This window comes from Rhodoferax sediminis (genome assembly GCF_006970865.1).
Lineage (GTDB): Bacteria > Pseudomonadota > Gammaproteobacteria > Burkholderiales > Burkholderiaceae_C > Rhodoferax_A > Rhodoferax_A sediminis.
The window spans coordinates 2,433,160-2,446,738 of record NZ_CP035503.1 but is presented as its reverse complement, the minus strand read 5'-3'; the positions used below and the strand labels follow the sequence as shown (position 1 = coordinate 2,446,738).

At 63.9% G+C, this 13,579-nt stretch carries 11 protein-coding genes and 1 pseudogene; 9 read left to right on the top strand and 3 right to left on the bottom strand.

Annotation, left to right across the window (positions count from 1 at the left end; all coding sequences use genetic code 11):
• Positions 1 to 7 precede the first annotated feature (7 nt).
• Positions 8 to 1,807: a glyoxylate carboligase gene (gene gcl, locus EUB48_RS11810; protein WP_142819303.1), complete on the bottom strand. Its 1,800-nt coding sequence runs from the start codon at positions 1,805 to 1,807 to the stop codon at positions 8 to 10.
• Between the two features lie 137 nt (positions 1,808 to 1,944).
• On the opposite strand from gcl, the gene EUB48_RS11805 reads away from it, so the two are divergent.
• A complete protein-coding gene (locus EUB48_RS11805) occupies positions 1,945 to 2,853 on the top strand; it encodes a LysR family transcriptional regulator (protein ID WP_142821233.1) in 909 nt (302 codons plus the stop codon).
• A 20-nt stretch (positions 2,854 to 2,873) separates the two neighbouring features.
• Positions 2,874 to 3,728, top strand: a complete 855-nt coding sequence (gene ygiD / locus EUB48_RS11800) for a 4,5-DOPA-extradiol-dioxygenase (protein ID WP_142819302.1) — start codon at positions 2,874 to 2,876, stop codon at positions 3,726 to 3,728.
• 144 nt (positions 3,729 to 3,872) lie between these two features.
• Here ygiD and EUB48_RS11795 read toward each other — a convergent pair.
• Both EUB48_RS11795 and EUB48_RS11790 read right to left on the bottom strand, forming a co-directional pair.
• Positions 3,873 to 5,068 (bottom strand): annotated as a pseudogene (locus EUB48_RS11795) (amino acid aminotransferase).
• Positions 5,069 to 5,164: 96 nt separating this feature from the next.
• Positions 5,165 to 5,650: a RidA family protein gene (locus EUB48_RS11790; RefSeq protein WP_142819301.1), complete on the bottom strand. Its 486-nt coding sequence runs from the start codon at positions 5,648 to 5,650 to the stop codon at positions 5,165 to 5,167.
• A 394-nt stretch (positions 5,651 to 6,044) separates the two neighbouring features.
• On the opposite strand from EUB48_RS11790, the gene uvrB reads away from it, so the two are divergent.
• The 7 genes from uvrB to hscA all read left to right on the top strand — a co-directional run bounded on the left by uvrB (position 6,045) and on the right by hscA (position 13,576).
• Positions 6,045 to 8,246: an excinuclease ABC subunit UvrB gene (gene uvrB / locus EUB48_RS11785; protein WP_142819300.1), complete on the top strand. Its 2,202-nt coding sequence runs from the start codon at positions 6,045 to 6,047 to the stop codon at positions 8,244 to 8,246.
• Positions 8,247 to 8,459: 213 nt separating this feature from the next.
• Entirely contained in the window at positions 8,460 to 8,996 is a 537-nt protein-coding gene (iscR, locus tag EUB48_RS11780) for a Fe-S cluster assembly transcriptional regulator IscR (RefSeq protein WP_077562787.1), read from the top strand.
• 48 nt (positions 8,997 to 9,044) lie between these two features.
• Positions 9,045 to 10,265, top strand: a complete 1,221-nt coding sequence (locus EUB48_RS11775) for an IscS subfamily cysteine desulfurase (RefSeq protein WP_142819299.1) — start codon at positions 9,045 to 9,047, stop codon at positions 10,263 to 10,265.
• 30 nt (positions 10,266 to 10,295) lie between these two features.
• The gene (gene iscU / locus EUB48_RS11770) at positions 10,296 to 10,694 is read left to right on the top strand and encodes a Fe-S cluster assembly scaffold IscU (RefSeq protein WP_142819298.1); all 399 of its coding nucleotides are present in this window, start codon (positions 10,296 to 10,298) and stop codon (positions 10,692 to 10,694) included.
• 20 nt (positions 10,695 to 10,714) lie between these two features.
• Positions 10,715 to 11,038 carry an iron-sulfur cluster assembly protein IscA gene (gene iscA, locus EUB48_RS11765; protein ID WP_077562784.1) on the top strand — a complete coding sequence of 108 codons (324 nt, stop codon included), beginning with the start codon at positions 10,715 to 10,717 and terminating at the stop codon, positions 11,036 to 11,038.
• Positions 11,039 to 11,095: 57 nt separating this feature from the next.
• Complete coding sequence (hscB, locus tag EUB48_RS11760; RefSeq protein ID WP_142819297.1) at positions 11,096 to 11,665, top strand: Fe-S protein assembly co-chaperone HscB; 570 nt, start codon at positions 11,096 to 11,098, stop codon at positions 11,663 to 11,665.
• A 24-nt stretch (positions 11,666 to 11,689) separates the two neighbouring features.
• Positions 11,690 to 13,576, top strand: a complete 1,887-nt coding sequence (hscA, locus tag EUB48_RS11755; RefSeq protein WP_142819296.1) for a Fe-S protein assembly chaperone HscA — start codon at positions 11,690 to 11,692, stop codon at positions 13,574 to 13,576.
• The last annotated feature ends 3 nt before the right edge of the window (positions 13,577 to 13,579 follow it).

Genomic DNA, 13,579 nt, shown 5'->3' with positions numbered 1-13,579 from the left:
GGTCCCCTTAGTCGAGCATGGATACGGCGGTGGCAGTGGGCACGTCGGCCTTGCCCGTGGCCAGTTCCTCGAATTCCACCACGTTATCGATCTCGGTGCCCATGGCGATGTTGGTGACGCGCTCCAGAATGATCTCGATCACCACCGGGACCTGATACTGCGCCATCCACGCTTCCGCCTGCTGGATGGCGGGCGCGATCTCTTCCTGCCGGTGCACGCGGATCGCCTTGCAGCCCAGGCCTTCGACCACCTTGACATGATCGACGCCATAGCCCTGCACCGCAACCTCGTCGCGGCCGGCATTGATATTCTCAAAGCCCAATTGCACGCAGTAGTCCATGTTGAAGCCGCGCTGACTCTGACGGATCAGGCCGAGGTAGCTGTTGTTGACGACGACGTGGATGTACGGCAGCTTGAACTGCGCGCCCGCGGCCAGTTCCTCGATCATGAACTGGAAGTCGTAGTCGCCCGAGAGTGCCACGATCTTGCGCATGGGGTCCGCCGCACGCACGCCGAGCGCGGCGGGAATCGTCCAACCCAGCGGCCCCGCCTGGCCACAGTTGATCCAGTGGCGCGGCTTGTAGACGTGCAAAAACTGCGCACCCGCGATCTGCGACAGGCCGATGGTCGAGACGTAGCACACGTCTTTGCCGAAGGCATTGTTCATGCACTGGTAGACGCGCTGCGGCTTCATCGGCACGGTGTCGAAGTTGGTCTTGCGCAGATACTGGAGGGACGACTTGCGGGCCTGGCATTCGCCCGCCCAGCCAGACCAGTTGCGCAGCTTGCCGGCGGCTTTCCACTCCTTGGCAACCTCGACGAACAGCGCCAGCGCCGCTTTCGCGTCCGACACGATGCCGTAGTCGGGCGCGAACACGCGCCCGATCTGCGTCGGTTCGATGTCCACGTGGACGAACTTGCGGCCCTTGCAATACACCTCGGGCGAGCCCGTGTGGCGATTGGCCCAGCGGTTGCCGATGCCCAGCACGAAGTCACTCGCCAGCATGTTGGCATTGCCATAGCGCTGCGAGGTCTGCAGCCCGCACATGCCGGCCATCAAGGGGTGGTCGTCGGGGATCGTGCCCCAGCCCATCAGCGTCGGGATGACCGGAATGCCAACCAGTTCGGCGAATTGGGTGAGCAAATCGGAGGCGTCCGCATTGATGATGCCGCCGCCGGCGACGATCAGGGGCTTGTCGGCCTGGTTCAGCATTTCGAGCGCCTTTTCGATCTGCTTGCGGCTCGCGGCGGGCTTGTACACCGGCAGCGGCTCGTAGGTCTCGATGTCGAACTCGATCTCGGCCATTTGCACGTCGAACGGCAGGTCAATCAGCACCGGGCCCGGACGGCCCGAGCGCATCAGGTGAAAGGCTTGCTGGAAGGCGCGCGGAACTTGCGCCGGCTCCATCACGGTGGTGGCCCACTTGGTGACGGGCTTGGCGATGCTGGCGATGTCCACTGCCTGGAAATCCTCCTTGTGCATCCGCGCGCGCGGCGCCTGGCCGGTAACGCACAGGATGGGGATCGAATCGGCTTGGGCGGAGTACAGGCCCGTGATCATGTCCGTCCCGGCAGGCCCTGAAGTGCCCAGGCACACGCCGATGTTGCCGGCCCTGGCGCGGGTGTAGCCCTCGGCCATGTGCGAGGCGCCCTCGACGTGGCGGGCGAGCACGTGGCCAATGGTCTGGCGCTCGGCCAGTTGGGCATACAGCGGGTTGATCGCTGCGCCGGGCACGCCAAAAGCCTGCGTGACGCCTTCCTTTTCCATCACCAGCACCGCGGCCATGGCGGCCTTCATCTTTGCCATCGAAGTCTCCTTGAGAATGTGTAAACGTTGACAGGCAGTGTTGCGGCATCGGCTCCTGCCGGCAAGACGCCCCCGCGCATTACGGTTATTCAAGATTGGAATGACAGGCGCCGATGGCTGTGGTCCACTTGCAAGCCATGGACCGCATCCAGGCCGTTCGGCTCTTTATTCGCGTGGTGGACCTCGGCTCGTTCAGCAAGGCCGCGGCCGATATGGGCATGGGCCAGCCGTCCGCCACCAAACTCGTGGCGCAGCTGGAACAACAGCTCGGCTCGCGCTTGCTGCACCGCTCGACGCATGGCGTGACGCCAACCGAGATCGGCGCGCTGTATTACGAAAAGTGCAAGCTGATTGCGCATCACGTGGAGGAGGCCGAGACCGTCGCCAGCCTGCTGCAGTCGCAGGTGCAGGGTGGCCTGCGCATCTCGACCTCGGTGGCCTTCGGCCGGCGCGTGCTGGTGCCGCTGGTGATGCGCTTCATGCAGCTCAACCCCAAGCTGCAGATCGAGTTGAATTTCGAGGACCGCTACGTGAACCTCGTCGAGCAGGGCATCGACGTGGCCGTCCGCATGGGCCGGCTGGCAGATTCCACGCTGGGCGCCCGCTACCTGGGCGTCAACCCCTGGGTGCTGGTGGCCGCGCCGGCTTACCTGGAGCGGCGCGGCATGCCGCTGAGTCCGGCCGATCTGGCGGCGCACGATGCGCTCATCTACAGCACGGTGCAAGGCGATGCGCGCTGGCACTTCATCGGTGCCGACGGCCAGGCGCTGCCTGTGCCGGTCAAGGGGCCGCTGCGTTCGAACAACCTGTCGGCACTGCTCGCGGCGGCGCGCGGCGGCATGGGGGTGGCGGCCCTGCCCTGGTATGTGGCGTACGAGTCGGTCAACAGCGGTGTCGTGCGGCCATTGCTCGGCGACTGGGCGTTGCCGTCCCAGGAGATCCATGCCGTCTATCCTTCACCGCGGCTGGTTCCTGCCAAGGTCAGCGGCTTCGTGGCCTGGTTGCAGGGACAATTCGGGGAAGCCTGGTGGACCGACCAGAAGTAACGATGTTGACAGGAACACACATGACCAATATTGCCGAAGCGATCCCACTCGACCAGATCCGGTCGCTCAAAAAATCAGAGCGGATGCCGGTTCTTTTGGTCGGCCACGGCAGCCCGATGAATGCCATCGAAGACAACGAGTACCGCCGCAGCTGGCAGACACTGGGCGCCGAGTTCGGTTCGAAAATGCCGCGGCCGCAACTGGTTTTGTGCATTTCCGCGCACTGGCTCACCGACGGCTGGTGGCTGACCGGCATGGCGCAGCCCAAAACCATTCACGACTTTGGCGGCTTTCCGCAGGAACTCTTCGAGCAGCAATACCCCGCGCCCGGCGACCCGGCGGCGGCGCAGGCGATCAGCCTGATGGTCCGGCAGCGGCACTCGGCACCCATTGGGTTGGACACGGGCAAGTGGGGGCTGGACCATGGGACCTGGTCGGTGCTCAAACCCATGTTTCCCGATGCAGACATTCCGGTCATCCAGCTCAGCATGGACTACGGGCGTGCGCCCGAAGAGCACTATGCGCTCGCGCAACAGCTCAAGGCCTTGCGCGAGCGCGGCGTGCTGATCGTGGGCAGCGGCAACATCGTGCACAACCTGCGCAGCGCGCGCTGGTCGGGCGACGGCAGCCAGGCGTATGACTGGGCGCTCGAGTTCGATGCCGTGACCGCCGAGCACATCACGCAAGGCCGCCTGGGCGCGTTGCAGGATTTCCAGAAACTGGGAGCGCTGGCGCAGCAGGCTCACCCGACCTATGAGCACTACCTGCCGCTGCTGTATGCCGCCGGTGCGGTGGACTCCAATGAGCCGCCGCGCTTTTTCAACACCAGCTTCCAGCTGGCCTCGATCTCGATGCGCTCGGTGATCTGGGGCTGACTGGCCCCCACGCTTGCCACTTCGTGTGCTGCGCTGCCCCCGAGGGGGCTGTTTCGCCTTGGGGGCGGCCCGGCGGCGAAACGCCAATTTCGATTTGCTATCTAAAGAATAGCTGGGTGCGCATGGCCCGTATGGGCTACAGCCTTAAATGACCTTGGCAATCGAGGCGCAGACGTAGTCGATGTTCTTGCTGTTGAGCGCGGCCACGCACATGCGCCCGGTGTCGGTGCCGTACACACCGAACTCGTTGCGCAGGCGCACCATCTGGTCCTTGGAGAGGCCCGAGTAGCTGAACATGCCGATCTGGCTGGTGATGAAGCTCATGTCCTGCTTGACGCCCGCGGCCTTGAGTTTTTCCACCAGCAGGTTGCGCATCTGCTTGATGCGCACGCGCATCTCGCCCAGCTCCTTCTCCCACAGGGCGCGCAGCTCGGGGTTGCCCAGCACGGCAGCCACTACCGCGCCACCGTGGATCGGCGGGTTGCTGTAGTTGGTGCGGATCACGATCTTGAGCTGGGACAGCACGCGGTCGGCTTCTTCCTTGTTCTCGCACAGGACGGACAGCGCGCCGACGCGCTCGCCATACAGGCTGAAACTCTTGCTGAAGCTGGTGGAGACAAAGAACGACAGGCCGGCCGCGACGAACTTGCCGATCGCCGCGCCGTCCTCGCGGATGCCGTGCCCAAAGCCCTGGTACGCCATGTCGAGGAACGCGGTCAGCCCCCTGGCCTTGACGGCAGCCACCACCTGGTCCCATTGCGCGGCGGTGATGTCGTAACCAGTGGGGTTATGGCAGCAGGCGTGCAGCACGACGATGGTGCCGGCCGCGGCGGCGTTCAGGGCGGCCAGCATGCCTTCAAAGTTCACACCGCGTTTGGCGGCGTCGTAGTAGGGATAGGTCTCGACCAGGAAGCCGGCGTTGGTGAACAGCGCGCGGTGGTTTTCCCAGCTCGGGTCGCTGATCAGGACCTTGGCGTTGGGGTTGAGGTGCTTGAGAAAGTCGGCGCCCACCTTGAGGCCGCCGGTGCCGCCAATGGCCTGAACGGTGGCCACACGGCCTGACTTGACGGGTTCGGAGTCGGCCCCGAACACCAGGCCCTTGACGGCGGCGTCGTAGGCGGCGATGCCGTCGATCGGCAGGTAGCCACGCGCGGTGGGCGCTTCCATCATTGCATGCTCGGCGGCCCGCACGCAGGCCAGCAGGGGCAGCTTGCCGTTGTCGTCGAAGTACACGCCGACGCCGAGGTTGACTTTGGCCGGGTTGGGGTCGGCGTTGAACTGTTCGTTGAGGCCCAGAATCGGGTCGCGGGGGCCATTTCGACGGCGGTAAACAATGACATGGAAGGGTCCTGTACGGGAGTTGGAATTGATGTGCGCCGGCGCGCCGGCTGGCGGGCGCTCAGTCTGAATTTTAACCGTGTGCCCGCGCGGCAAAGCTAGGTGGCGATCTCGACTTCACCCTCGATCTCCACCGGCAGATCGAACGGAAGCTCTGCCAGCCCCACGGCGCTTCGGCTGTGGGCGCCGATGTCGGGGCCATACAACTCGAGGATGAGATCGGAGAAGCCGTTGATCACGCCGGGTTGCCGGTTGAAGCCGGACGCCGAATTGACCATGCCAAAGACGCGGCCCCAGGCGCGCACGCGATCCAGGTCGTCGAGTGCGCGCTGCAGGCTGCCCAGGATGGACAGCGCGGTCAGCCGCGCGGCGGCATATCCCTGCTCCAGCGAAACCTCGCGCCCGAGCTTGCCGAAAGGCGCGGCGAGGGAGCCGTCCGGATTTTGCGGCCCATGGCCGGAGATCAGCGCCCGGTTGCCCACGAGCCTGACGAACTGGAACGGCAGAACGACGCCGGCGGGCGGCTTGACTTGGGGTGGCAGCACCAGCCCGAGGGCCGACAGTCGTTCTTCGATTTTCGCCATGCGTCACCTCTTGCTGTGGTGGTGAAAGCGCCGCGTATGACTCGTGATTCATGCGTCCCCGCGACGCGGCACGTGGCGGCCTGTCAAAGTATAAAACCGGGGTGCAGATGGTGCCGGTGTGGCGATTGCCAGGCGGTAGCCCGGCTGTTTCGCGCTGTAACTACCCCGGCGCGATGCCCGATCTGAATTGTTGACGAAATCTGACTCAATCCCTTGTTAGATATGCACGGTTTGCTATTAAAAACGAAGTATTCGATGGGTGCCAATGCCCGAGCCCGCGCCGCTTGGGGATTGCAAATCCGCCATCCAGCCCGACCTGACGTTCTATAAACTGTCACTATCTTCGCCACTGCAGGTGGCGGCGCAGCACCCGTTCATTTTGACCCGCACATCCATGTCCGAATCCCTGTCCATCCTTCAAGGCAAATCCGGCCGCCGGGCTGCGGCTGGCGCCGACGGCGAGGGCACCGGCATACGCGCAACGCCGGCCCAGCCAGACGGTGCTGCTGCAGACGTCGGTGAGTTCATCCAGTTCCCCGGCTCGCCGTTCGAGCTGTTTTTGCCCTATCCGCCCGCCGGCGACCAGCCGGTTGCGATCGACAAGCTGGTCGAGGGCGTGAACGACGGCGAAGTGTTCCAGACGCTGCTCGGCGTGACCGGCTCGGGCAAGACCTTCACCATGGCCAACGTGATCGCGCGGCTGGGTCGCCCGGCCATCGTGTTCGCGCCCAACAAGACGCTGGCGGCGCAGCTGTACAGCGAGTTCCGCGAGTTTTTCCCGAGGAACGCGGTCGAGTACTTCGTCAGCTATTACGACTACTACCAGCCCGAGGCCTACGTGCCGCAGCGCGACCTGTTCATCGAGAAGGACTCGGCCATCAACGAGCACATCGAGCAGATGCGCCTGAGTTGCACCAAGAGCATCCTGGAGCGGCGCGACGTGGTGATCGTGGCGACCGTCTCGGCGATCTACGGCATTGGCCAGCCCGAGGCGTACCACAAGATGGTGATGACCCTGCGCGCCGGCGACAAGATGGGCCAGCGCGACGTGATCGCGCAGCTGATCCGCATGCAGTACCAGCGCAACGATATGGATTTTTCACGCGGCAAGTTCCGCGTGCGCGGCGACACGATCGACGTGTTTCCGGCCGAGCATTCCGAGCTGGCGATCCGCATCGAGCTGTTTGACGACGAGATCGAGAGCCTGCAGCTGTTCGACCCGCTCACGGGCCGCATCCGCCAGAAGATCCCGCGCTTCACGGTGTACCCGTCCAGCCACTACGTCACACCGCGCGACCAGGTGGTGCGGGCGGTGGAAACCATCAAGACCGAGCTGGCTGCTCGCCTGAAGGAGCTGGTCGGCATGGGCAAACTGGTCGAGGCGCAGCGGCTGGAGCAGCGCACCCGGTTCGACCTGGAAATGCTCAGCGAGGTCGGGCACTGCAAGGGCATCGAGAATTACACGCGGCACCTGTCGGGCGCGGCGCCGGGCGATCCGCCGTCGACCCTGACCGACTACCTGCCCAAGGATTCGGTCATGTTTCTGGACGAGTCGCACGTGCTGATCGGCCAGTTCGGCGCCATGTACAACGGCGACCGCTCGCGCAAGACCACGCTGGTGGAATATGGCTTCCGGCTGCCCAGCGCGCTCGACAACCGGCCGTTGAAGTTCGAAGAATTCGAGAAACGGATGCGCCAGGCCATCTTCGTCTCGGCCACGCCGGCAGCCTACGAGCAGCAGCATGCGGGCCAGGTGGTGGAGCAGCTGGTGCGGCCCACCGGTCTGGTGGACCCCGAGGTGGAGGTGCGACCGGCCATGCATCAGGTGGACGATGTGCTGCAGGAAATCCGCATCCGCGCCGATAAAAACGAGCGTGTGCTGATCACCACGCTGACCAAGCGCATGGCCGAGCAGTTGACCGACTACCTCAGCGACAACGGCGTGAAAGTGCGCTACCTGCACAGCGACATCGACACCGTGGAGCGCGTGGAAATCCTGCGCGATTTGCGGCTCGGGACGTTCGACGTGCTGGTCGGCATCAACCTGCTGCGCGAGGGGCTGGATATTCCGGAGGTCAGCCTGGTGGCGATTCTGGACGCGGACAAGGAAGGCTTTCTGCGCTCCGAGCGCTCGCTGATCCAGACCATCGGCCGCGCCGCGCGCAATCTCAACGGTCGCGCGATTTTGTATGCCGACAACATCACCGAGTCAATGCGCAAGGCCATGGGCGAGACCGAGCGCCGGCGTGCCCGCCAGGTCGCGCACAACCTGGCGCAGGGCATCACGCCGCGCAGCATCGTCAAACAGGTGCGGGACCTGATCGATGGCGTCTACAGCGAAAAAGCGGGCCGGGAGGCCGAGCGGCTGGAGCAGGACGCGATGCAAAGGGCGCGCTTCGAAGACATGAGCGAGAAGGACATCGCGCGCGAGATCAAGCGGCTGGAAAAGCTGATGCTGGAACACGCCCGCAACCTCGAGTTCGAAAAGGCGGCGCGCGTTCGCGATCAACTCGGATTGCTCAAGCAGCAGGTATTCGGGGCGCCGGGCACGGACAACGTGGCGTCCATCGCTGCGGGGGGCAGTCGCGCAGGATAAAACGTATTAGGTCAAGTTGTGACCGCCAAGTTATATTACTTGAGTATTTTGATCGGACTTTGTGATATACTTAATCACAATAGTCAACAACCCGGTAGGCAAGGCCCGGCCGCGCGAGAAGTGCGGCGCTGGTAGGGGTGGGGACGGGGCCCCGCGGTCCACAAGGCGGCGGTGGTGATTTTACAGCGATCAACCCTAAAGAAGGAGCTTGCGATGCGTCTCACAACCAAAGGCCGTTTTGCGGTCACAGCCATGATCGATCTGGCCCTGCGCCAGAACAATGGCCCCGTCACTTTGGCCGCCATCAGCCAGCGCCAGCAGATCTCCTTGTCCTATCTCGAGCAGCTGTTCGGCAAACTGCGCCGCCACGAGCTGGTGGAATCCACCCGTGGCCCCGGCGGCGGCTACACGCTGGGCCGCAAGGCCGGGGACATCACGGTGGCGGACATCATTGTGTCGGTGGATGAGCCCATTGACGCGACGCAGTGCGGCGGCAAGGAAAATTGCCTGGGCGAAGCCGGCCGCTGCATGACGCACGAACTGTGGGCTTCCCTGAATGCCCGCATGGTGGAGTTTCTGGATTCCGTCACGCTGCAAAAACTGGTGGACGACCAGCTCGCCAAAGGCGTCCAGATCGAGGACAAGCCAGCCGTCAAGCGCGCGATCTCCAGCATGCCGGTGGTCAAGCCGATTCGCGTGAATGCGCCCAATTCGGTGTTCGCCCTTGGCAACGTGTTTGCCAAGTCGTAGGTCGAACGCCGCCTTTTGTATCTATCCGCCAGCACTATTGAGCCAGCCATGGACATGACCCCGCACTTTCCGATTTACATGGACTACAGCGCCACCAGCCCGTGCGACGAGCGCGTGGTGGACGCCATGGTCCCGTGGTTGCGCGAGCACTTCGGCAATCCGGCCTCGCGCAGTCACGCCTGGGGCTGGGAGGCGGAAGCGGCCGTTGAAAAGGCGCGCGAGCAGGTCGCTGCGCTGATTGGTGCGGATCCGCGCGAGATCGTCTGGACTTCGGGCGCGACCGAGTCGAACAACCTGGCCCTCAAAGGCGCCGCCGGCTTCTACAAGACCCGGGGCAAACACATCATCACGGTCAAGACCGAGCACAAAGCCGTGCTCGACACCTGCCGGGAGCTCGAGCGTCAGGGCTTCGACGTGACGTATCTGGACGTCCAGTCCGACGGCCTGCTGGACCTGGAAGTTTTCAAGGCGGCCATCCGGCCCGACACGATCCTGGCCAGCGTCATGTTCGTCAACAACGAAATCGGCGTGATTCAGGACATTGCAGCCATCGGTGCGATTTGCCGCGAAAAGGGCGTGATCTTTCACGTCGATGCGGCACAGGCCACGGGCCGGGTCGATATCGACCTGAGCCAGCTGCCCGTCGATCTGATGAGCCTGACCTCCCACAAGGTCTATGGCCCCAAGGGCATCGGCGCCCTGTTTGTGCGCCGCAAGCCGCGGGTGCGCATCGAGGCGCAAATGCATGGCGGCGGTCATGAGCGCGGCATGCGCTCGGGCACCTTGCCCACGCACCAGATTGTCGGCATGGGCGAGGCCTACCGCATTGCCAAAGCTGAAATGGCGGCCGAGAACGTGCGCATCCGTGCCCTGCACGATCGCATGCTGGCGGGCCTGAAGGATGTGGAGCAGGTGTTCATCAACGGCCACCTTGAAAAACGCGTGCCGCACAACCTCAACATGAGCTTCAACTATGTCGAAGGCGAGTCGTTGATCATGGGCATCAAGGGGCTGGCGGTGTCGTCCGGCTCGGCCTGCACCTCGGCCAGCCTGGAGCCCAGCTACGTGCTGCGCGCGCTGGGCCGCAGCGACGAGCTGGCCCACAGCAGTCTGCGCATGACGATTGGCCGCTGGACCACCGAGGCCGAGATTGATTACGCCGTGCAGACCATCAAGCAGAATGTCGCCAAACTGCGCGACTTGAGCCCGCTGTGGGAGATGTACCAGGACGGCGTTGACATCAGCACGATCCAGTGGTCCGCCCATTAATTTATTTAAAATATTCAGGAGGTCAATGCCATGGCTTACTCAGAAAAAGTGGTTGAACACTACGAAAACCCGCGCAACGTCGGCTCCTTTGACAAGGGCGATGAATCCGTTGGCACCGGCATGGTGGGCGCACCGGCCTGTGGCGACGTGATGAAGCTGCAGATCAAGGTGAATCCGCAAACCGGCGTGATCGAAGACGCGCGCTTCAAGACCTATGGCTGCGGATCGGCCATCGCATCGAGCTCGCTCGTGACCGAATGGGTCAAGGGCAAGACGCTGGACCAGGCGGCCGCGCTCAAGAACAGCCAGATTGCGGAAGAACTGGCGCTGCCGCCCGTGAAGATTCACTGCTCGATCCTGGCCGAAGACGCGATCAAGGCCGCGGTGAACGATTACAGGCAAAAACACACCGCCCTGCAAACCCACTGACATTGAGAAGGTGCACTGAAATGGCTGTTACCTTGACTGAAGCTGCGGCGCAGCACGTCTCCCGCTACATGGAAAAGCGCGGCAAGGGCGTGGGCGTGCGCCTGGGCGTTAAAACCACGGGCTGCTCGGGCCTGGCCTACAAGCTCGAATATGTCGATGATGTCGCGCCCGAAGACATCGTCTTCGAAGGGCATGGCGTGAAGGTTCTGATCGACCCCAAGAGCCTGGCCTACATCGATGGGACCGAACTCGATTTTGTGCGCGAAGGACTGAACGAAGGCTTCAAGTTCAACAACCCGAAAGAGCGCGATCGCTGCGGCTGTGGAGAGAGCTTTCGCGTCTGAATCCGTGCGTTCCCACCAGACCGCCTTCACGCTCCGTGATGGCGGTTTTTTATTGACATGAACCTCCAATCCAGCGACTTCGAGCTATTTGACATTCCGGCGCGGTTTGCGCAGGAGCGCGCGACCCTGGATGCGCGCTGGAAGGCGCTGCAGCGCGAAGCCCATCCCGACAAGTTCTCCGGGCACGGCGCGGCCGCCCAGCGCGTGGCGATGCAGTGGTCGGTGCGCATCAACGAGGCCTACCAGCGCCTGAAGGATCCGCTCAGGCGCGCGGCCTACCTGTGCGAGCTGAACGGCGCGCCCGTCAATGCCGAAAACAACACGGCCATGCCGGCGGATTTCCTGATGCAGCAAATGGCATGGCGCGAGTCGCTCGATGATGCCGTCAGCCCCGCTGAACTCGATCAAATCAGCTTTGAGGTCGCCAGTGCATGGCGCCAGGCGCTACAAAAATGTGAGCAGCTGCTGGATGTGGAGCACCACTACGCGCAGGCCGTGCAGCAGGTCAGGGCCCTGATGTTCATCGAGCGTTTTGCCCGCGATATCGAAGACCGTCTGGAAGCCGGCGATCAATCCAATAGCCAGGCCGGCAGCGCCCCACCGGGCACTGCCGGCAGGGGACAATAGAGCCCGTCAACCCGAACAAATTACATGGCGCTTCTTCAGATTTCAGAGCCCGGCCAGTCGCCCGATCCGCACCAGCGGCGCATCGCGGTGGGCATTGACCTGGGCACCACCCATTCGCTGGTCGCTGCGGTGCGCAGCGGCGTGGCCGAGTGCCTGCCCGATGCGCAGGGCAGGGTGATACTTCCCTCCGTGGTGCGTTATTTGGCCGATGGCGGGCGAAAAATTGGTTTTGATGCGCTGGCGGCGCAGGCCGAGGATCCGGAGAACACCATTGCGTCGGTCAAGCGCTTCATGGGGCGTGGCCTCAAGGACATCGCCGATCACGACAAGTTGCCGTACCGGTTCGTTGATGCCGCCGCCGCATCGGAGCCGTCCGGCATGCTGTGGATCAGCACCGTCGCGGGCGACAAATCGCCGGTCGAGCTGAGCGCCGAGATCCTGGCCACGCTGCGCCACCGGGCCGAGGACACATTCGCCGACAATCTCTACGGCGCCGTGATCACCGTGCCGGCGTATTTTGACGAGGCGCAGCGCCAGGCCACCAAGGACGCGGCCCAACTGGCGGGCATCAATGTGCTGCGCTTGATCAGTGAACCTACGGCCGCCGCTCTGGCGTACGGGTTGGACAATGCCAGCGAAGGCATTTATGCAGTCTACGACCTGGGCGGCGGCACCTTCGACATTTCCATCCTGCGCCTGACGCAAGGCGTGTTCGAGGTCATCGCGACCGGCGGCGACTCGGCGCTGGGCGGCGACGACTATGACCGCGCGCTGGCCGACTGGGTGCTGGCGCAAGCCGGCGTGCAGGCCATCACCGCATCGGACAAATCGGCGCTGAAGGTGGCTGCGCGGGCCTGCAAGGAGGCACTCTCTTCGGTTGCGTCTGCTACGGATTCGGTAGCGTTCCGTGTTGAACTGGCGGGAGCCACGATCAGTTTTCATGTAACCACCGCACAATTCGAGGCCGCCACGGCCGGCCTGACGGATCGCACCCTGGCTGCTGCGCGCAAGGCCCTGCGCGATGCCAAACTCGGCCGGGATGACGTCAAGGGCGTGGTGATGGTGGGCGGCTCGACGCGCATGCCGCAAATCCAGCGCGCCGTCGGCAATTTTTTTGGTCATGCGCCGTTGAACAACCTCAATCCGGACGAAGTGGTGGCGTTGGGCGCGGCCATCCAGGCCAACCAGTTGGCAGGCCACAACATGGCGGGCGATCTGCTGCTGCTGGACGTGATTCCGCTGTCGCTCGGGATTGAAACCATGGGCGGCCTGGTCGAGCGCATCGTGCCGCGCAACCAGACCATCCCGACCGCGATGGCGCAGGACTTCACCACCTTCCAGGATGGCCAGACCGCGCTGGCGCTGCACGTGGTGCAGGGCGAGCGCGATCTGGTGGCCGACTGCCGCAGCCTGGCGCGCTTCGAACTGCGCGGCATTCCGCCCATGGTGGCGGGCGCCGCGCGTATTCGCGTCATGTTCACGGTCGACGCGGATGGCCTGCTGACCGTGCAGGCCAGGGAGCAGACCAGCGGTGTCGAAGCCAGCATTGACGTAAAGCCTTCCTACGGCCTGAGCGACGAGCAGATCGCCAGGATGCTGCAAGACAGTTTCTCGACCGCGGGGCAGGACGTGCAGGCGCGCGTACTGGTGCAGGCGCGCGTCGATGCCGAGCGCATGATGGCGGCCACCCGCAGTGCGCTGGCGGCCGATGGCGATCTTCTGTCCGCCGGCGAGCGCGCCGGCATAGATGCGCTGCTGGACGCCAGCGTGCAGGCCCTGTTGCTGGAAGACCCCAAGGCGGTCGAGGCGGCGACGCAGCGCCTGGCCAAGGAGACGGAAGCGTTCGCGGCCCTGCGCATGAACCGCGGCATCCGGCAAGCCCTGGCCGGCAAAAACGTGGAAACCTTATAAGAG